The organism is Rhizobium sp. BK313, assembly GCF_014193655.1.
GTDB lineage: Bacteria > Pseudomonadota > Alphaproteobacteria > Rhizobiales > Rhizobiaceae > Rhizobium.
In genome coordinates, this window is record NZ_JACHZQ010000001.1 from 2,051,303 (window position 1) to 2,069,747 (window position 18,445).

Annotated in this window: 19 protein-coding genes; 12 read left to right on the forward strand and 7 right to left on the reverse strand. The window is 59.9% G+C overall.

Annotation, left to right across the window (positions count from 1 at the left end; translation table 11 throughout):
- Positions 1 to 7 precede the first annotated feature (7 nt).
- From FHT86_RS09810 to FHT86_RS09820, 3 genes are all read right to left on the reverse strand, one after another.
- The gene (locus FHT86_RS09810; RefSeq protein WP_133706615.1) at positions 8 to 1,177 is read right to left on the reverse strand and encodes an alpha-D-ribose 1-methylphosphonate 5-triphosphate diphosphatase; all 1,170 of its coding nucleotides are present in this window, start codon (positions 1,175 to 1,177) and stop codon (positions 8 to 10) included.
- 152 nt (positions 1,178 to 1,329) lie between these two features.
- Positions 1,330 to 1,923: an NUDIX domain-containing protein gene (locus FHT86_RS09815; RefSeq protein ID WP_133706616.1), complete on the reverse strand. Its 594-nt coding sequence runs from the start codon at positions 1,921 to 1,923 to the stop codon at positions 1,330 to 1,332.
- A complete protein-coding gene (locus FHT86_RS09820) occupies positions 1,920 to 4,043 on the reverse strand; it encodes a molybdopterin-dependent oxidoreductase (RefSeq protein ID WP_246779419.1) in 2,124 nt (707 codons plus the stop codon). Before FHT86_RS09820 ends, FHT86_RS09815 begins: the two co-directional genes overlap by 4 nt.
- 81 nt (positions 4,044 to 4,124) lie before the next feature.
- On the opposite strand from FHT86_RS09820, the gene FHT86_RS09825 reads away from it, so the two are divergent.
- Positions 4,125 to 4,976 carry a 23S rRNA (adenine(2030)-N(6))-methyltransferase RlmJ gene (locus FHT86_RS09825; protein WP_133706618.1) on the forward strand — a complete coding sequence of 284 codons (852 nt, stop codon included), beginning with the start codon at positions 4,125 to 4,127 and terminating at the stop codon, positions 4,974 to 4,976.
- 31 nt (positions 4,977 to 5,007) lie between these two features.
- Positions 5,008 to 5,604: a glutathione S-transferase gene (locus FHT86_RS09830; protein WP_133706619.1), complete on the forward strand. Its 597-nt coding sequence runs from the start codon at positions 5,008 to 5,010 to the stop codon at positions 5,602 to 5,604.
- Between the two features lie 12 nt (positions 5,605 to 5,616).
- Here the strand turns inward: FHT86_RS09830 and FHT86_RS09835 are convergent, their stop codons facing one another.
- Positions 5,617 to 6,519 carry a LysR family transcriptional regulator gene (locus tag FHT86_RS09835; protein WP_133706620.1) on the reverse strand — a complete coding sequence of 301 codons (903 nt, stop codon included), beginning with the start codon at positions 6,517 to 6,519 and terminating at the stop codon, positions 5,617 to 5,619.
- 123 nt (positions 6,520 to 6,642) lie between these two features.
- Here FHT86_RS09835 and FHT86_RS09840 point away from each other — a divergent pair, with 123 nt between their 5' ends.
- On the forward strand, positions 6,643 to 7,485 hold the full coding sequence (locus FHT86_RS09840; protein WP_133706621.1) for an oxidoreductase: 843 nt from the start codon (positions 6,643 to 6,645) through the stop codon (positions 7,483 to 7,485).
- Positions 7,486 to 7,559: 74 nt separating this feature from the next.
- On the opposite strand, the gene FHT86_RS09845 is transcribed toward FHT86_RS09840, so the two are convergent.
- Entirely contained in the window at positions 7,560 to 8,192 is a 633-nt protein-coding gene (locus FHT86_RS09845) for an outer membrane protein (protein ID WP_133706622.1), read from the reverse strand.
- 363 nt (positions 8,193 to 8,555) lie between these two features.
- Between FHT86_RS09845 and FHT86_RS09850 the strand changes: the two genes are divergently transcribed.
- From FHT86_RS09850 to FHT86_RS09870, 5 genes are all read left to right on the forward strand, one after another.
- Positions 8,556 to 9,323, forward strand: coding sequence for an SDR family oxidoreductase (locus FHT86_RS09850; protein ID WP_133706623.1), 768 nt, complete (start codon positions 8,556 to 8,558; stop codon positions 9,321 to 9,323).
- Positions 9,320 to 11,362, forward strand: a complete 2,043-nt coding sequence (gene uvrC / locus FHT86_RS09855) for an excinuclease ABC subunit UvrC (RefSeq protein ID WP_133706624.1) — start codon at positions 9,320 to 9,322, stop codon at positions 11,360 to 11,362. The genes FHT86_RS09850 and uvrC overlap by 4 nt, the downstream gene beginning before the upstream one ends.
- A 211-nt stretch (positions 11,363 to 11,573) precedes the next feature.
- A complete protein-coding gene (gene pgsA / locus FHT86_RS09860) occupies positions 11,574 to 12,161 on the forward strand; it encodes a CDP-diacylglycerol--glycerol-3-phosphate 3-phosphatidyltransferase (RefSeq protein WP_133706625.1) in 588 nt (195 codons plus the stop codon).
- A complete protein-coding gene (moaD, locus tag FHT86_RS09865; protein ID WP_120706312.1) occupies positions 12,161 to 12,415 on the forward strand; it encodes a molybdopterin converting factor subunit 1 in 255 nt (84 codons plus the stop codon). The genes pgsA and moaD overlap by 1 nt, the downstream gene beginning before the upstream one ends.
- A gap of 5 nt (positions 12,416 to 12,420) precedes the next feature.
- On the forward strand, positions 12,421 to 12,891 hold the full coding sequence (locus tag FHT86_RS09870; RefSeq protein WP_133706626.1) for a molybdenum cofactor biosynthesis protein MoaE: 471 nt from the start codon (positions 12,421 to 12,423) through the stop codon (positions 12,889 to 12,891).
- Between the two features lie 3 nt (positions 12,892 to 12,894).
- Here the strand turns inward: FHT86_RS09870 and FHT86_RS09875 are convergent, their stop codons facing one another.
- Positions 12,895 to 13,791 carry a branched-chain amino acid ABC transporter permease gene (locus tag FHT86_RS09875; RefSeq protein ID WP_133706627.1) on the reverse strand — a complete coding sequence of 299 codons (897 nt, stop codon included), beginning with the start codon at positions 13,789 to 13,791 and terminating at the stop codon, positions 12,895 to 12,897.
- Positions 13,792 to 13,854: 63 nt separating this feature from the next.
- Between FHT86_RS09875 and FHT86_RS09880 the strand changes: the two genes are divergently transcribed.
- Positions 13,855 to 14,406: a CGNR zinc finger domain-containing protein gene (locus FHT86_RS09880; RefSeq protein ID WP_133706628.1), complete on the forward strand. Its 552-nt coding sequence runs from the start codon at positions 13,855 to 13,857 to the stop codon at positions 14,404 to 14,406.
- The gene (locus tag FHT86_RS09885) at positions 14,403 to 14,912 is read left to right on the forward strand and encodes a hypothetical protein (protein WP_133706629.1); all 510 of its coding nucleotides are present in this window, start codon (positions 14,403 to 14,405) and stop codon (positions 14,910 to 14,912) included. The genes FHT86_RS09880 and FHT86_RS09885 overlap by 4 nt, the downstream gene beginning before the upstream one ends.
- Before the next feature lie 73 nt (positions 14,913 to 14,985).
- Here the strand turns inward: FHT86_RS09885 and ndk are convergent, their stop codons facing one another.
- Complete coding sequence (gene ndk / locus FHT86_RS09890) at positions 14,986 to 15,408, reverse strand: nucleoside-diphosphate kinase (protein ID WP_028753351.1); 423 nt, start codon at positions 15,406 to 15,408, stop codon at positions 14,986 to 14,988.
- Positions 15,409 to 15,829: 421 nt separating this feature from the next.
- Between ndk and FHT86_RS09895 the strand changes: the two genes are divergently transcribed.
- Positions 15,830 to 16,336, forward strand: a complete 507-nt coding sequence (locus FHT86_RS09895; RefSeq protein ID WP_133706630.1) for a hypothetical protein — start codon at positions 15,830 to 15,832, stop codon at positions 16,334 to 16,336.
- Positions 16,337 to 16,385: 49 nt separating this feature from the next.
- Entirely contained in the window at positions 16,386 to 18,275 is a 1,890-nt protein-coding gene (locus FHT86_RS09900; protein WP_133706631.1) for an ABC-F family ATP-binding cassette domain-containing protein, read from the forward strand.
- Positions 18,276 to 18,445 lie beyond the last annotated feature (170 nt).

Here is an 18,445-nt window from a genome sequence, read left to right on the forward strand (position 1 = left end):
ATTCCCCTTACGCGGCCATTGCCATCAGCGGATGCAGGGTGCCGTCGCTGTAGACGATGCGGCCGTTGCGGAAGGTGGCGCGGATGCGGTGAACCGCGCCATGCTCAACGGCCACCAAATCAGCCTTCTGACCAACGGCAATCTCGCCACGGTCCGTCAGGCCAGCAGCGCGCGCGGCACCGGCCGTCGCCATCGCCACGGCTGCCGGCAGACCGCCACTGGCGACATCGGCAATCTTGAAGATCGCCGGCACGAAGGCGGCCGGATGATAATCAGCGGCGATAATGCCTAGCAGGCCGGCGCGGGCGGCATCGAGTGCGCTCAGATTCCCGGACATGGATTGGCCGCGCAGCGCGTTCGGCGCGCCCATCAGCGTCCAGAGACCACGGCGGCGTGCCTCTTCGGCGGCCGGCAACGTCACTGGGAACTCGCTGATCGTCACGCCGAGGTCGAACATTTCGGCCACCTTTTCCGCGCTATCATCATCATGCGAAGCAAGGGACAGCTTGTGCTTCAAGGACAGGCCGACGATGTCGCAGAGCTTGTGTTCGATGTCCGGGTCCTGTCGCATCGCGATGCGTCGCGCCACGACCTCTTCTGCCGCCTCGCGCGACATGGAACGCCGCTCGGACATGCTGAGGATGTAGCTCTCGATATTGTTGTATTGCCCCTGCCCCGGCGTATGGTCGGTCAACGACACCATGTCGACGAAACCATCCTCCAACAGACGCTCCAGCGTCGGCGCTGCGCCGACATTGGTGATCTCGTAGCGAGCATGAACGCGGTGGTCGATCAGGAGATGGTCGCGCAGGCTGTTGATACCCTTGATCACTGCCGAGGTGGTCTCCAGCGAGCGGACGTGACCGTAGACGCTTTCGGTGGCGAAGGAGACGGCGGCATAGGCGGTGGTGACACCGGCCGCGGCGAGTTTCTTGTCGAGTTCGTGAATGCCGAAATCGATCGGCATCGTCGCGTTCGGCCGCGGCGCGATTTCGCGCTCGATCATATCGCCGTGCAGATCGACGAAGCCTGGCATCAGCAGCCGCCCGCCGCCATCGAAAGTCGCAGCCTCCACCAGCTCGGGCCGGATCTCTGCGATCACGCCATCCTCTATGCGAACAGACCCCTGATCGACGACCTCATCGGGAAGAACGAGCGAGAAATTGCTGAGCCACATCGGCTTTCTCCTGAAATAGCATCAATCGTTTTGAAGGTATGGTGGTGGTCCGGACCTATCCGGCGGGCGCCCCTCGGTAGTCGCGATTCGTGACATCATGATGAAAGTCGCAACATTGATTTGGCAGTATTAAAAACTGCCGTCGAACGGCTCTATTTCAGGCTCGCCCTGTTCAACATTGCCCATTGCAGCAAGATGATCGTCTTGGCGTCACAAATCTCGCCGGTTTCGATCATTGCCATGGCTTTTGTAAGCGCCACTTCGAGCACCTCGATATCCTCGTGTTCGTCGGCGAGCCCGCCGCCGTTGCCGATACGATCCGTCATGTCGACTACGGCGGCGAAGAAATGGATGATCTCGGTGACCGCGCCCGGCGAGGTGAATGCCTTGAAAAGAAACTGGACATCGCGGACGCGGAAGCCGGTTTCCTCCATTGCCTCGCGACGGATCGCCTCCTCCGGATGATCGCCATCGAGCAAGCCGGCGGGCACTTCGATCATCCAGCCGGGAAAGCCGGTGAGATGGGCCGGCAGACGGAACTGCCGCACGAGGATGACCGTTTCGCGCTTGGGATCGTAAAGCAGGATGCAGGCGGCCGGCGTGCGGTGATAGATTTCCCGCTTCACCCGATGCGTCTCGCCCATTGAATCCGTGTAGTCGATGTCGAAGCTGCTGAGCCGCGTCCATTGGTCCGAAAGCGTTTTCTCGCTGACGATCTCGACCTTCGCCTTGTCGAACTTTCTCATGCTCCATCCTTGCGCAGCCAGACTTTGTTATCGTGAACCGCCGCACCGCCATAGGGCGCGACGGGATCGGCGCCGGTCAGAACATTGATGCCTTCGCCATCGACATGCGCCTTGTTCGGCCACAGTCCCTCGGCGATCAGTACGCCCGGCCTGACCTCGGTCGTGATGCGCGCATGGATGCGGATATCGCCCCTGACATTGCCGATCTGAACGAGATCACCATGGGCAATGTCCAATGCCTCAGCGTCTGCCGGATTGATCATCACTTCCGGGCGACCTTCTTTCTGGCGCGAGGTCTTCGTTTCCGCAAAGCTCGAATTCAAGAAGTTGCGCGACGGCGATGTGGCAAGCCGGAACGGATGGTCTGGATCGGCAACTTCGATGACGTCGACCTGATCCGGAAACTCCGGTAGCGCGACATGGGGACCGAGCAGGCCGACAGCCTCCGGCGGCCGGTTCGGGGCCGGCTGATTGATCCAATCGGGACGGAAACGGAATTTGCCATCGGGATGTGCGAAACCGCCGAGGAAATGCGCGTCCTCGAAAGCCGGCTGGCGATCGAACCATTTGTGCTCGAGGAAATATTCGTAGTCGGGAAGGCCGCTCTTCGACAGAACGCGATCGACCATCTCGCGCGCCGTGAAGCCGAAACCTGGCTTGTCGGCAACGCCGAGGCGTCTCGCCAGCTCCTCGATGACGAAGAGATTGGTACGCACCGTCGGCGGCGGCTCGACCAGCTTTGGGCCAAGCAGGATATGGTTTTGGCCGCCGGCGCGGTAGATGTCGTCATGTTCGACGAACATGGTGGCGGGGATGACGATATCGGCCATCTCCGCGGTATCGGTCATGAACTGTTCGTGTACGGCGACGAAGAGGTCGTTGCGGGCAAAGCCGCGCTTCACTAGCCGCTGTTCCGGCGCGATATTTACCGGATTGGTGTTCTGGATCAGCATGGCCGTCACGGGGCCGCGATGGCGCAAAGCGACGGCATCGCCGGTCAGCGCACGGCCGATTTGCGACTGGTCGATCATACGGATATCCGGGTCCTTCATCGACCGACCGGTCAACTCGCTCGCATCCATGCGAAAGATATCGCTGTTGGAATGGAAAGCGCCGCCGCCCTCGTATTGCCAGGAGCCGAGCACGGTGGCGATCGAGGCTGCCGCGTGCATCGCGACCGCGCCGTTGCGCTGGCGGGTAAAGCCGTAGCCGAGGCGAAAATAGGTCTTCTTCGTTCTGCCCACGAGCTCGGCAAAGGCCTCGATCTCATCGACGGACAGGCCGGTGATCGCTGCCGCCCATTCCGGCGTCTTGGTCTTGAGATGCGCTTCGAGACCCACCGGGTCGTCGGCATATTTGGACATATAGCCGTGATCGGCATAGCCGTCCCGGAAGGCGATATGCATGACAGCACAGGCAAGTGCTGCATCAGTGCCTGGCTTGACGATCAGCGCCAGGTCGGCCTGTTTCATCGTCGGATTGTCGTAGATGTCGATGACGACGATCTTGGCGCCGCGCTCTTTGCGCGACTTCACCGCATGGGTCATCACATTGACCTGGGTGGCGACCGCGTTGGTGCCCCAGATGACTACGCAATCGGTACGGCCCATCTCGCGCGGATCGGGGCCGCGCAGCGTACCCGTCGCCATGGTGAAACCGGTCCAGGCGGGGTTGGTGCAGATCGAGGAGAAGAAACCGGAATAGCGCTTCGCATGGCGCAGCCGATCGATGGAATCGCGCTGCACCCAGCCCATGGTGCCAGCATAGAAATAAGGCCAGATCGATTCGCTGCCGTCTTTGGCCTCGGCCTTGACGAAGGCATTGGCGATCTCGTCCAGCGCGTCGTCCCAGGAGATCTCCTGCCAGCGCCCCTCGCCCTTGGCGCCGGCGCGACGCAACGGCTTCATCAGCCGATCTGGATGGTAAAGCCGCTCGGCATAACGGGCGACCTTGGCGCAGATGACGCCCGACGTGTAGGAATGGTCGTTGGCACCGCGCACGCGGCCAATCTTGCCATCCTCCGTCAAATCGATCTCCAACGCGCAGGTGGAGGGACAGTCATGCGGACAGGCCGTGTGGCCGATCCGGGATTTGGCGTGAATAGGGGTCGCAATGTTCATGATGTTTCTATATTTCAACGCATGTCCGGTCAAAAGACATAAACTGCCCCATCGCAACAATTCATGCGGACTTCACCGACAATGAACTATCGGCATATCTACCACGCGGGCAATTTCGCCGATGTGCTGAAGCACGCGGTGCTTGCCCGTCTCGTCCGCTACATGCAGAACAAGGACAAGGCCTTCCGTGTTCTCGACACCCATGCCGGCATCGGACTTTACGACCTCTCTTCGGAAGAGGCGCAGAAGACCGGCGAATGGCTGGATGGTATCGGCCGATTGCTGGAGGCGGAACTCGTTCCGCAAGTCGCAGATCTGCTGGAACCCTATCTCACTGCCGTTCGCGAACTCAATCCGGAAGGTGGACTGCGGTTCTATCCTGGCTCGCCGAAGCTGGCCCGCATGCTGTTCCGGCCGCAGGACCGCCTATCGGCGATGGAGTTGCATCCGGAAGATTTCCAGCGGCTGCATCGGCTGTTCGAGGGCGATCACCATGCGCGCATCACTGAACTCGACGGCTGGCTGGCGCTCGGCGCACATCTGCCGCCGAAGGAGAAGCGCGGCATCGTCCTGGTCGATCCGCCTTTCGAGGAGGACGGCGAATACGAGCGGCTGGTGGACGGCCTTGCGAGAGCGTGGCGCCGTTTCCCCGGCGGCACCTATTGCCTCTGGTATCCGCTCAAGAAGGATGCACCGATCAAGGCTTTTCATGAGGCATTGCAGGCATTGGAAATTCCCAAGATGCTCTGCGCCGAGCTGACGGTCAAAAGCGATCGCGGCTTCACCGGCCTGACAGGCTCCGGCCTCATTGTCGTCAACCCGCCATTTACACTGAAGGACGAGCTGCACGCATTGCTGCCGGCCCTGAAGGATTTGCTGGCGCAGGACCGTTTCGCCTCGCAACGCGCCTTCTGGCTGCGGGGCGAACACTGATATTTCTTCCGCACATCGCACAGGTGATTCCATGAAGCTTCTCTGCTCGCCCACTTCCCCCTTCTCCAGCAAGGTGCGGATGGCAGCCCGCCATCTCGGCATCGAGCTCACCGAAATTCGCGTCGACACCAATGCCGGCCCGGCCGTGCTGGTCGACAACAATCCGCTCGGCAAGATCCCGACGCTACTGACGGAAGACGGCGTATCGATCTTCGACAGCCGTGCGATCATGCATCATTTCAACCGGCTGAAGGGCAAGACGCTTTATCCTGCCAAGGATGGCAAGCGCACCGAGGCCGAGGTGTTGGAAGCGCTTTGCGACGGCACCAACGAGTGCCTCCTGTCGATCGTATATGAACGGCGCTTCCGCGATCAGGAGAAGCAGCACCAGCCTTGGATCGACCGGCAGTGGGCAAAGGTCAGCCGCACACTCACTCATCTCAACGCCGAACCGCCGAAGATCGGCAAGAAGCTGCATGCCGGGCATTTCGCACTCGCCTCCATGCTGGGCTACCTGCAACTGCGCTTCGAGGGACAGTGGGAAGCGGACCATGCTGACCTGCTCACTTGGGCACGCAAGTTCGAGAAGCATTTTCCGGACTATCAGGCGATGAAACCGCAGGGCTGATGTCCCCGGAGCCTAGCTTTGGCGGACACCGCCGTTCCTGACGAAATCGACAAAAGCGCGCAAGGCCGTCGGCAACTGCCGGCGGCTTGGATAATAGAGGAAGAAGCCGGGATAATAAGGGCACCAGTCCTCCAGCACGCGGATAAGCCGGCCATCCTCCAAGGCGGGCAGCGCATGGGCCTCGAAAAGGAAGGCAAGACCGGAGCCGTTGACCGCAGCGTCGAATATCATGTCGGGATCGCCGAGCGTCAGCGGCCCCTGTACCTCGATCTCCAGCTCGATGCCACCGCGCTCGAACTCCCAGCGATAGTAGGTGCCGCTCGGGAAACGGTAGCGGATGCAGGGGTGATCCTTCAGATCATGCGGCGTGACCGGTTTGGGGAACCGCTGAAAATGCTCGGGTGAGCCGACGATCGCCGTCCGCTGACGAGGGCCGATGGCGACGGCGATCATGTCGGCCGCGATGCTTTCTCCGAACCGCACGCCGGCGTCGAAACCGCCGGCGACCGTGTCCACGAGCCCATCGTCCACCACGATCTCCATTTCGACGGCCGGATAAGCCCTCAGAAACCGTGATATGATCGGCAGCAACACCGTCTTGGCGGCGGCGCGCGGGGCGTTGATACGCAGCCTGCCGTAGGGCTGGCCACGGAATTTATCGAGATCTTCAAGCGCATCGTCGATGTCGAGGAAAGCCGGACGGATGCGGTCGAAAAGGCGCTCGCCGGCCTCCGTCAACCCGACGCCGCGAGTGGTGCGATTGACCAGTCGCACGTCCAGCCGTTCCTCGATCGCACGCAACGAATGGCTGAGGGCGGACGCCGTCACGCCGAGCTCCACCGCAGCTTTGCGAAAGCTGCGGTGTTGGGCAATGGCGAGGAAGATCGCCAGATCGGTCGAACGGATGCGTCGCATTGATGAGATATTCTCAGCACTTCATAGAGGAGAAAGTAGATTATCTCATCAGAGCCATCAAGCTACCTTTTCCCTGCAAGCGAATTCCACCCACGGAATTGCAAACCCACGAAGGAGAAAGTCATGCGCGTTTGGTTCATTACGGGTGCATCCCGCGGCTTCGGCGCCCTCATCGCTCAGGAAGCCCTCAATGCCGGCGATGCCGTTGTCGCCACGGCCCGCAACCCCGCCGGCCTGGCGGAGAAGTTCGGCAATCACCCAAACCTCCTGCCCGTCGCCCTCGACGTTTCGAACGAAGCACAGGCTCATGAAGCCGCTGCAGAAGCCGTCAAGCGCTTCGGCAAGATCGATATCCTCGTCAACAATGCCGGCTACGGGCTGCTGGGTGCAGTGGAAGAGGCAAGCGCCGAGGCAATCGAAAAGCTTTACGCCACCAACGTCTTCGGCCTGCTGAAGGTCACGCGCGCCGTGCTGCCGCATATGCGCCGACAGCGCTCGGGCCATGTGATCAACATGTCCTCGGTCGGCGGCTATCAGAGTTTTGCCGGTTGGGGCGTCTATTGCTCGACGAAGTTCGCGGTGGAAGGCCTGTCCGAGGCAATGAAGGCGGAGCTGCAGCCGCTCGGCATCAAGGTCACGGTTGTCGAACCCGGCTTCTTCCGGACCGACTTCCTTGACGAAAGTTCGCTCGCCGTCAGCCCGAGCTCGATTGCCGACTATAAGGACACGCCTGCCGGGGCGATGCGCGATTTCGCCGCCGGTCACAACCACGGCCAGCCCGGCGATCCGGCACGGCTTGCAAAGTCGATGATCACGCTTGCACATTCGGCTAACCCGCCGCTGCGCATGCCTTTCGGCTCCGATACGGTCGGCGCGATCGAGACCAAGAATGAGTATGTCGCCAAGGAGCTGGCCGACTGGCGGGAGCTCGCCATGTCGACGGACTTCCCGAAGGACGCCGCGTAAATATTCAGAGGCATGAAACGGAAAAAGCCGGGGCATGAACCCCGGCTTTTTCGTCAGATTATGCCATCAAATTATTAGAACTTGACGCCGATACCGACCTTAACGCTGTTCTCGTCGTAGCCGCGCGAGAAGCTGCCGGAGTCGAGGTTGAAATCCTTACGACCGTAGTCGGTGTAACGATATTCGATACGAGCTGTGACGTTGTTGGTAATGAACGTTTCAGCACCGGCACCAACCGTGTAACCGACAGCCGTCTTGCTTTCAGACGAGGTAGCGTCCTCGAGCTTGTTCTGGCCGATTGCCAGACCGGCCGTGCCGTACAGCATGAACGGGTTGAAGTCGTAGCCGATACGGCCGCGAACAGAACCGTTTACGCCGTTCTTGGCGGTGAGGCCATTGCGGGTCGAATCGGAGTCGGCATAGCCGAGGTCACCTTCAATGCCGTACACGATCTGGCCCTGCTGCCAGTTGTAGCCGGTGAAGGCCGAGCCACCCCAAGCATAGGAGTTACCGTTGTGGTTGAAATGGCCCATGTTGTAACTGCCGGTGCCACCGATGTAGAAGCCCGACCAGTTGTTGATGGCCGGCGGAGCCTCCTGGGCAACGGGCGGCTGCGGGATCTGCTCCACAGCATCGGCTGCATGAGCCGCGGTGAAGCCGCCGAGAGCGAAACCTGAGACCATGAGGGTCATAATAAGAGTACGCATACTTTTCTCCTTTCAGTCCCGTGTTCTTCGTCTACTGTCGTCGACTTCGAAGCACCACGAGCAATTACTAAATGTCCCTCCCGGATCGACACTGAAATTGGAATGCAATTGAGGAATTCGAAGAGCTAAAATATGATATCATTGTGGCACAGAGGTGGCTGAATTTCGATGTTGCTTGATCGCAACAGACGAATTGTTAACCCTAATGATTGATTAAAGCGCGTATACTTATTTTTATCGAAATAAAACCAAAGTTTTACATAGATCATCGGCGCCGCCCGACCGACAGAAGCACCTTTTCATATGGTGTATCGGCACCCTATATGAGCTCTAGTTGGGTAATGGCGAGGAAAAGGCAACATCTTGAGCCAGGAAACACTACGCACCGCACTGATATCGGGTGCATCAAAAAGAATAGGCCGAGCAATCGCAGAGGATTTGTCGGCTAACGGCTTTGCGGTCGCGCTGCATGCCAATCAATCGCTCGCCGAGGCGACGGAGCTTGTGGCGAAATTGCGGCAAGAGGGCAAAAAGGCGGTCGCGATCAGGGCTGACCTGCAAAATTCGGCAGAGACATCGACGCTGATCGAAAGGGCTGTCGCGGAGCTTGGACCGCTGGATCTCCTGGTCAACAATGCCTCCGTTTTCCAGGGTGATTCTGCCGAACGTTTCGATGCTGAAGCTTTCGACGCGCATTTTGCCGTACATGTCCGCGCGCCGTCGATTCTTGCAGCGGATTTCGCGCGGCAGCTTCCGCAAGGCGTTCCGGGGCTGATCGTCAACATGGTGGACCAGCGCGTGTGGGCGCTGAACCCGCGCTTTTATTCCTATACGTTGTCGAAGGCTGCCCTGTGGACGGCGACTCAGACGATGGCGCAGAGCTTCGCGCCGCGCATCCGCGTCAACGCCATCGGTCCGGGTCCGACGGTACGCAGCGTTCGCCAGACGGAAGAGGACTTTCAGGCACAGATTGACGGACTCATATTGAAGGCTGCGCCCGGGCTCGAGGAATTCGGCCGCACCGTCCGCTTTCTTTTTGACACGCCTTCGATCACGGGCCAAATGATAGCGCTCGATGGCGGCCAGCATCTTGCCTGGGAAACGCCTGATGTGGCGGAGAGCATGGAATGAACGGACGAAAGCTGCCCGACGGCGGCATTCTCTATGACGAATCAGAGGACATTGAAGACGACATCGAGGTGGAAGGCGATGCCGGCGCCTCCCCTGTCGCGCCCGTCGACTGGAACGAAGGTGGCAAGAACGAAACCGGCCTTCTAGGCGCGGAACTGATCGCCGAATTCGTCAAGCGCCTGCCGAACAATCCCGGCGTCTACCGCATGTTCAATGAAGCTGGTGACGTGCTCTACGTGGGCAAGGCACGGAGCCTGAAGAAGCGCGTCGCCAACTATGCGATGGGCCGGGTGCATTCCAACCGCATAGCCCGCATGGTGCGCGAAACCGCCAACATGGAGTTCGTCACCACCCGCACTGAAACCGAAGCGCTGTTGCTGGAAGCGAATCTGATCAAGCGCTTACGGCCGCGCTTCAACGTATTGCTGCGGGACGACAAATCCTTTCCCTACATTCTGATCACCGGCGATCACAGGGCACCTGCGATCTTCAAGCATCGCGGCGCGCGTGCCCGCAAGGGTGAATATTTCGGTCCTTTCGCCTCGGCCGGCGCCGTCGGCCGTACCATCAATTCGCTGCAGCGCGCCTTCCTCATCCGCACCTGCACCGACAGCGTTTTCGAGACACGCACCCGGCCCTGCCTGCTCTATCAAATCAAGCGCTGCTCGGGACCTTGCACTCGTGAGATCAGTGACGAGGGCTATGCCGAGCTTGTGCAGGAGGCGAAGGACTTCCTGTCCGGCAAGAGCCAGAACGTCAAAGCGCATATGGCCGAGGCCATGAACGCTGCCGCCGAAGACCTCGATTTCGAGCGCGCCGCCGTCTATCGCGACCGGCTGGCGGCGTTGTCGCATGTGCAGAGCCATCAGGGCATCAACCCCGCCGGCGTCGAGGAAGCAGACGTCTTCGCGATCCATCACGAGGGCGGCATCTCCTGCATCCAGGTCTTCTTCTTCCGCACCGGTCAGAACTGGGGCAACCGCGCCTATTTCCCGAAGGCCGATCCGTCGCTTTCCGGCGCCGAAGTGCTGAACGCGTTCCTCGCGCAGTTCTATGACGACAAGCCGGTGCCGAGGCAGATCCTACTGTCGGAGACGGTCGAGGAGATCGAACTGCTGGCGGCCGCGCTCAGTGAAAAGGCGGGTCACAAGGTCACGATCCTGGTGCCGCAGCGCGGCGAGAAGCGCGATCTGGTCGATCACGTCGTTGCCAATGCCCGAGAGGCGCATGGCCGCAAGCTCGCCGAGACCGCCTCGCAATCACGGCTGCTCGAAGGCTTCAAGGATACATTCCAGCTTCCCTACGTGCCGCAGCGCATCGAGATCTATGACAACTCGCACATCATGGGCACGAATGCGGTCGGCGGCATGGTGGTGGCCGGGCCAGAAGGGTTCGTCAAAGGCCAGTACCGCAAGTTCAACATCAAATCGACCGATATCACGCCCGGCGATGACTTTGGCATGATGCGCGAAGTCATGACTCGGCGCTTCTCCCGCCTTTTGAAGGAAGAGGGCAAGCCGGATCGCAGCCTGAACATGGAGACCGCAGCCGTCGACGCTGCGGATCAACCTTTCCCCGCCTGGCCGGACGTGATCCTCATCGACGGCGGCCAAGGGCAGATGACGGCGGTGCGTGCCATTCTCGAGGAGCTCGGAATTACCGACAGCATCATTGCCATCGGCGTCGCCAAGGGTGTCGACCGCGATGCCGGACGCGAACGCTTCTTTGCGCCTGCCCGCGAGAGCTTCACCCTGCCGCCGCGCGATCCCGTGCTCTACTTCATCCAGCGCCTGCGCGACGAGGCGCATCGTTTCGCCATCGGCTCGCACCGGGCGCGGCGCAAGAAGGAAATGGTAAAGAACCCGCTGGACGAAATCGGCGGCATCGGCCCTTCGCGCAAGCGGGCGCTGCTGCAGCATTTCGGCACCGCCAAGGCCGTATCGCGCGCCGCACTATCCGATCTGATGGCCGTCGAAGGCATATCGGAAGCCGTGGCGCGGCAGGTCTACAACCATTTTCACGAGGACGCCGCGAAATAAAAAAAGCTGGTCGCAAATTCCACGCAATGACGATGAAAAAACGGAAACAATATTGACGGTAAGGTCCTCAAACCGTCATCTAGGGCATGATCCCAAGAAGTGCGGAGCGGTTTTTGGATAAGATCATGCTAAATCAAATAGCTGGAACGAGATGACGGCTTAAGGCAAGGCCATTTTGATCCAGCGAAACAAACGAAACGAAACGATTTCCATGGCTTCGCGCGCATACAGCATTCCCAATCTGCTCACCTATGGCCGCATCCTTTGCGTACCGTTGATCGTCCTGTGCTTTTTCATCGAAGGCAAATTGGACAGTTCCGATTTCGCACGTTGGGTGGCGCTGTGGATTTTCGTCATCGCCTCGATCACCGATTTCCTGGATGGCTATCTTGCGCGCATCTGGAATCAGACCTCGAACATCGGCCGCATGCTGGACCCGATCGCCGACAAGCTGCTGGTCGCCTCGATCCTGCTTTTGGTCGCTGCCGACGGCACCATTGCCGGCTGGTCGCTCTGGGCCGCGATCATCATCCTCTGCCGCGAGATCCTGGTCTCGGGCCTGCGGGAGTATCTCGCGGCGCTGAAGGTCAGCGTGCCGGTGACGCGCATCGCCAAGTGGAAGACGACCGCGCAGCTCGTCGCCATCGCCTTCCTGCTGGCTGGGCCGGCAGGCGACAAGGTGCTACCCTATACGACAGAGCTTGGCATCGTCCTGCTCTGGATCGCGGCACTTTTGACGATCTATAGCGGTTACGACTATTTCCGCGCTGGATTGAAACATGTTGTGGACGAAGAATGATGACGAAGCTCGTCTATTTCGCCTGGGTGCGTGAGCGGATCGGCAAGGGAGAAGAAGAGATTTCGCTCCCGGCGGAGGTGATCACGGTCGGCGATCTCCTGAATCATTTGAAGACGTTGGGCGAGGAATACGAGACGGCGCTTCAGTTTCCGGAGGCGATCCGTGTGGCCATTGATATGGAACATGCCGATCATGACGAGCCGATCGCCGGCGCCCGGGAAATCGGGCTATTTCCGCCAATGACTGGTGGGTGATGACCATGGCCGCCGAGCCGTTTGTCAGGGTTCAAACCGAAGATTTCGACCTTCAAACCGAGATCGACCGCCTAACGAATGGACGGCATGATATCGGCGCGGTCGTCACCTTTTCCGGCCTCTGCCGCGACGAAGGCGGAACGCTTGGCGCGCTGGAGCTCGAACACTATCCCGGCATGGCGGAAGCGGAGATCAGTCGCATCGCAATGCTCGCCATCGAGCGCTTCGAACTTCGCGGCCTGACCGCGATTCATCGTTACGGCAAGATTGCGCCCGGAGAAAACATCGTCCTCGTCATCGCCGCCGCCTCGCATCGGCAGGCCGCCTTCGATGGTGCCAATTTCGTCATGGACTTCCTGAAAACCTCAGCGCCTTTCTGGAAGAAGGAACATACGAAAGGCGGCAAGGAAGGCGATTGGGTTTCGGCCAAGGATGCGGACGACGACGCCCAGGCTAAATGGGCCGATAAAGAATAGTCCTCAGGGGGCCACACGCTCGCGCCGGCTCAACACCAGCAGCAGGACGAGCAACGTGAAGATTACGAAATCGCGCCACAGGAATGGCCCGTAGGCACCCCACATGGTCTCGAACAGGCCAAGCAACGCTGCGCCGCCTGCCGATTTCAGCGGATCGGAATAGCCGCCGACAGCGGCAATCATCAGTACCTTCAGTCCGAACATCAAGCCGGCGCCGAAATCCATTGTGCCGTAGTAGGAGGTCGCCAACAGGCCGCAAACGGTTGCGACCAATGCCGAGGCGATATAAGCCAAGAGGAAGACGCGATTGGCGCTTGTGCCGCAAAGCTCGGCCGCCAGCGCATCGTCCGTTACCGCCCGCCAGACACGACCCCATCCGGTATATCTGAGGACATAGGCTCCGCCGAGGATCATCAGAATCATCAACGCGGTGTTGATGAGCTGGATCTCGGTCAGCGTTACCCGGAAATCGCCGCTATCCCAGAAGACGACCATGTCATTCAGGAAGGGCGGCAGCCATATGCCGCGCGTATTGGAAGCCAGCCGCGCTGTCTCCATCAATATGATCATCATGCCAAGCGCTGCGACGATGATCGTGTTGGGCGATTTGCGCGACAGCGGCAGCATGATCGAACGGCCGATGAGAAAACTCGTTCCCAAAGTATAGCTGAGCGCGATGAGCGCGCCAAAGGCGAGTGCGGCCGGCAGAATGAGAAACATCCTCGTGTAGCCGACGTCGGTAAACAGGACCAACATCTGGCCGGCGAAGGCAAAAAGGGCTCCATAGGTGATATCAGCCCGCTTCATCACACCGAAGGCAACGGCATAGCCGAAGGCCAGCGCCGCATAGAGTGCGGCGAGCGGAACGGCATTCGCCAATTGCTGCAGGAGATAGGCCATGGAACCTCCGGATGTCGATGAATAGTAACTAGTAAAATCCATTTTACCAGTTATAATTTGAGCATGAGCTTTTCCTGGACCCCACATCGGTTTTCCGGCGGTGCGCTGGCACTGGATGTCGCCAACAGCGTCATCCTGCGCCATGACGACGAGCGGCGCACCGATCGTTTCGAGGCGCCGGGTCAGATGGAGAGTTTTCCAAAAGCGGCAGCGAATTTCTGCGCCGAACGGGCTTTGTTCGGCGATATCCTGCCGGTGCGGCAGGAGAACAAACCCGACTTCATCGATCTGCGTGAGGCGATCGACCGCTATTTCCGCGCACGCGTTCTCGATCGTAACGTTGAAGCAATGCTGGCGGATTTGCTGGAGGCGCTGTCGAAGGTGCTGCGACGGGCTGCCTCGCCCGATGGTCTCGATGCCGCAACGGTGCATTCGACGCTACGGCTGATTGCCATGCCCGATCCGGATCGCATGAAAATCTGCCGCAACTGCGGCTGGCTGTTCATCGACCGCAGCAAGAACAGAAGCCGGGCCTGGTGCGACATGGCGGTCTGCGGCAACCGCGCCAAGGCAAACCGGCATTATCGCCGCAAGAAGGAGGAGAGTGCATCATGAAAACCCAGGCGATCTTTTTGATGGCCGCAATTGCGGGCCTAATGCTCGCCGGCTGTCAGCGGCAGAGCGAAGACGGCCCAACCGAACTCAGCGGCCGGCTCTTCGTCTTCAACTATCGCGTTGCGAGCGCCACCTACATGATCACGCTGAAAAAGATCGCGCCGATCTCGGAGGGCACGACGGCGATCGCGGAATTCGAAAATCCGACGGGTGGTGATCCTCTGGTCGTCCGACAGAAGATCTATACGTTCTGGGACAAGATCACGCTCGAGAGCCCTGATCTGCGCTGCGTGCGCAAGGACCGCCCCTATTCCGTCTCGATCAAGCTGGTGGATGCCAGCGACAAGACGATCCAGACTATCAAGACCCAGGTGAAATCCGATCTCGACCAGACCGTGCTGCCGACAAGGCCGCTCGTGGTCGGCCCGATCTATACGAAAAACCCGGATGTCTTCAAAGCCGACGGCAGCATCGACTATGGGCATGACGACGCCTGCCCGGCATGAAAAAGCCGAGGCGCGAGGCCTCGGCTTTCCTGAATCAATTCAATCTCTTCAGCGCGCAGGCTGAATGACTGATTCAGCCGACGATTTCGGTTTCGGAGAACCAGTAGGCGATTTCTACAGCAGCAGTTTCCGGAGCATCCGAGCCGTGAACGGAGTTTTCGCCGATCGACAGAGCATGGATCTTGCGGATTGTGCCTTCGGCGGCATTGGCCGGGTTGGTCGCACCCATGATCTCGCGGTTCTTCAGGATAGCGCCTTCGCCTTCCAGGACCTGAACGACGGTGGGGCCGGAGGTCATGCCTTCGACGAGTTCGCCGAAGAAGGGACGGTCCTTATGAACGGCGTAGAAACCTTCGGCTTCGCGCTTGCTCATCCAAACGCGCTTGGAAGCGATGACGCGCAGGCCATTGTCCTCAAAAATCTTGGTGATGGCGCCGGTTAGGTTGCGCTTGGTTGCGTCCGGCTTGATCATCGAAAAAGTGCGTTCAATCGCCATGGGTCAATTCCTTGTCGTCAGAGAAAAGTGGGCGGTCTTTACCCGCCCCACAGCCTGAAAACAAGGGGGATGCGCCAATTTCACGCTGCTGTCACAGTCTGGACGATCGATTCGGAGCCAGTATAGCGAGCGGCCGGCAACCGATCGGCAAGCTTCGTGAGCGCCATCAGCCACTATCCGTTGATGACGACAATAGGCAAGCCGTCGCGAGGTTTCGATCTGATCTATCTCCTGCACGCGGATGGGAAGCGCCGGATATAAAGCACAGCGCGAGCCACTATTCGCTATATACAGTCACGCGTTGTTCGATTGTCTAATTTTGCTGCAAGATCACATCGATATGATGCTTCGTTCATGTTGTGTTAACCCGCGAGCCTGCAGGTTTACGAGATATATCAGCCGGTAGTGTCAGAGAGTACGCATGAAGAGTTCGCAGGCAAGTGTTTCAGCGTATACCGTTGGCAATGACGACAGCGAGGTCGCGAGCGATCTCGAGATGATTGGTCGCCATATGGCCAAGCTGAGGATCAAGGGCCTGCCCCGCAACTACCAGCTTTTCCATGAGGCGCTCTACGGACAGGATCGCAAGATCGCCGGCGAGATCGCGGCGCTCGGCCCCGCCCCTTCGCAAGCTAGTCTCGACGACATCGGCTTGAAATATCGCCTCGTCAGCCACTGCGGCCTGGTCGCCCGGAAATCCGAGACCGATGCCGCCGAGATGCTGCGCGAAGTGGCTGATCAACTGGCCGAGGGGCTGATGAAGAAACAGAGCTTCGCCCGCGAGATGGAAACGGCGCCGCATACCGCCGCCGCCATGGACAGTCTCAATGCGTCGCTCAGCAATCTGCTGCTCTACGAAACCGAACTGACGGAGAGGCTGAAGGACTGCGGCGGCCTGTCGGCGCAAGCAGGCGGCAGCCGCGCCTAAGCGCTCTCCGGCTCTTGCCTTCGGCGCGGAGTTCGGCCAAAACCGCGCCATGATTTCGATTTCTGACCTTTCCGCCCGCATTGCCGGCCGCCTCCTCATTGACCAAGCCAGCGTGACGCTTCCAGCGGGCACGAAGGCGGGGCTTGTTGGCAAGAACGGCGCCGGCAAGTCGACGCTATTCCGGGTGATCACCGGAGATCTCGCCGCCGAAAGCGGCTCGGTCTCGATCCCGCGCAATGCCCGCATCGGTCAGGTGGCGCAGGAAGCGCCGGGGACCGAGGAGCCGCTAATCGAGATTGTGCTGAAGGCCGACAAGGAACGTACCGCCCTCCTCGCGGAAGCCGAAACGGCGACCGATCCTCATCGCATCGCTGACATCCAGACGCGACTTGCCGATATCGGCGCGCATTCCGCCGAAGCACGTGCTGCCAGTATCCTGGCCGGCCTCGGATTCGACCACGAGGCGCAGCACCGCCCCGCCTCCTCCTTTTCCGGCGGCTGGCGTATGCGCGTGGCGCTTGCTGCCGTGCTCTTCTCGGAGCCGGACTTGCTGCTGCTCGACGAGCCGACCAACTATCTCGACCTCGAAGGCACACTCTGGCTGGAAGATTACATCCGCCGCTATCCGCACACGGTCATCATCATCTCGCATGACCGCGATCTGCTCAACACCGCCGTCAATTCCATCGTTCATCTCGACCAGAAGAAGCTCACCTTCTATCGCGGCTCTTACGACCAGTTCGAGCGACAGAAGGCAGAGGCTGACGAACTGCAGATGAAGGCGAAAGCCAAGAACGAGGCGGCGCGCAAACACCTGCAGAGCTTCATCGACCGCTTCAAGGCCAAGGCGACGAAGGCCCGGCAGGCACAATCGCGCGTCAAAGCGCTGGAGCGCATGGGCACGGTCGCCGCCGTCATCGAAGATCATGTGATGGGCTTCAGCTTCCCGGAGCCCGAAAAGCAGGCCGCATCGCCGATCATCGCCGTTAGCGGCGGCGCGGTCGGCTACGAGCCTGCCAAGCCGATCCTGAAACGCCTCAACCTGCGCATCGACGCCGACGACCGCATCGCCCTGCTCGGCTCCAACGGCAACGGCAAATCCACCTTTGCGAAATTCGTCTCCGGCCGTCTCGACGCCGAAAGCGGCGATGTGAAGCTGGCGCCGAACCTGAGGATCGGCTTCTTCGCACAACATCAGCTCGACGACCTCATCCCCAATCAGACCGCTGTCGAGCATGTGCGCCGCCGTATGCCCGATGCGCCGGAGGCGAAGGTACGCGCTCGCGTGGCGCAAATGGGTCTGGCGACTGAGAAGATGGACACGCAGGTGAAAGATCTCTCCGGCGGCGAAAAGGCGAGGCTATTGATGGGCCTTGCAGCCTTCGACGCGCCGAACCTCCTGATCCTCGACGAGCCGACCAACCATCTCGACATCGACAGCCGCAATGCGCTGATCCAAGCGCTGAACGACTATTCGGGTGCGGTCATCCTGATCTCGCACGACCGCCATCTGATCGAGGCAACGGTCGACCAGCTGTGGCTGGTACGCGACGGCACGGTTTCGACCTTCGATGGCGACCTGGAAGACTATCGCAGCCTCGTTATCGCCAGCCCCAAGCCCAGGGACGACAAGGCCAAGACAAACGGTGCCGACGATTCCGTCTCCAAGGCGGATCAGCGCAAGCTCAACGCCGACCGCCGCGCCTCGCTCGCGCCGCTCAAGAAAAAGATCAACGAAATCGAATCCTTGACCGGCAAGCTGGAGAAATTGATTCAGGCGCTTGATGCGGAACTTGCAGATCCCACCCTCTATGAGAAGGCACCCGCCAAGGCCGCCGAAAAGGCCAAACAGCGCTCCGACGCGGCGGAAAAGCTTGCCGCCGCCGAAGAGCAGTGGCTCGAGCTCTCATCGGAATATGAAAGCGGGATGGCCGGCTAGAGCGCCCTGCTTTCAGGTGGCACCGCCTGCAGGCGGACAAGATGCTCTAAATTCAAAAGGTTAGAGCGACCTTTGCGCGCTCATCTGAACGCGCCGCGCTTCAGAAACGGTTAATTCCTGTGGCATCCGTGCGCCAATCCTAACCGATCGTTAACCATAATCGGGAAAAA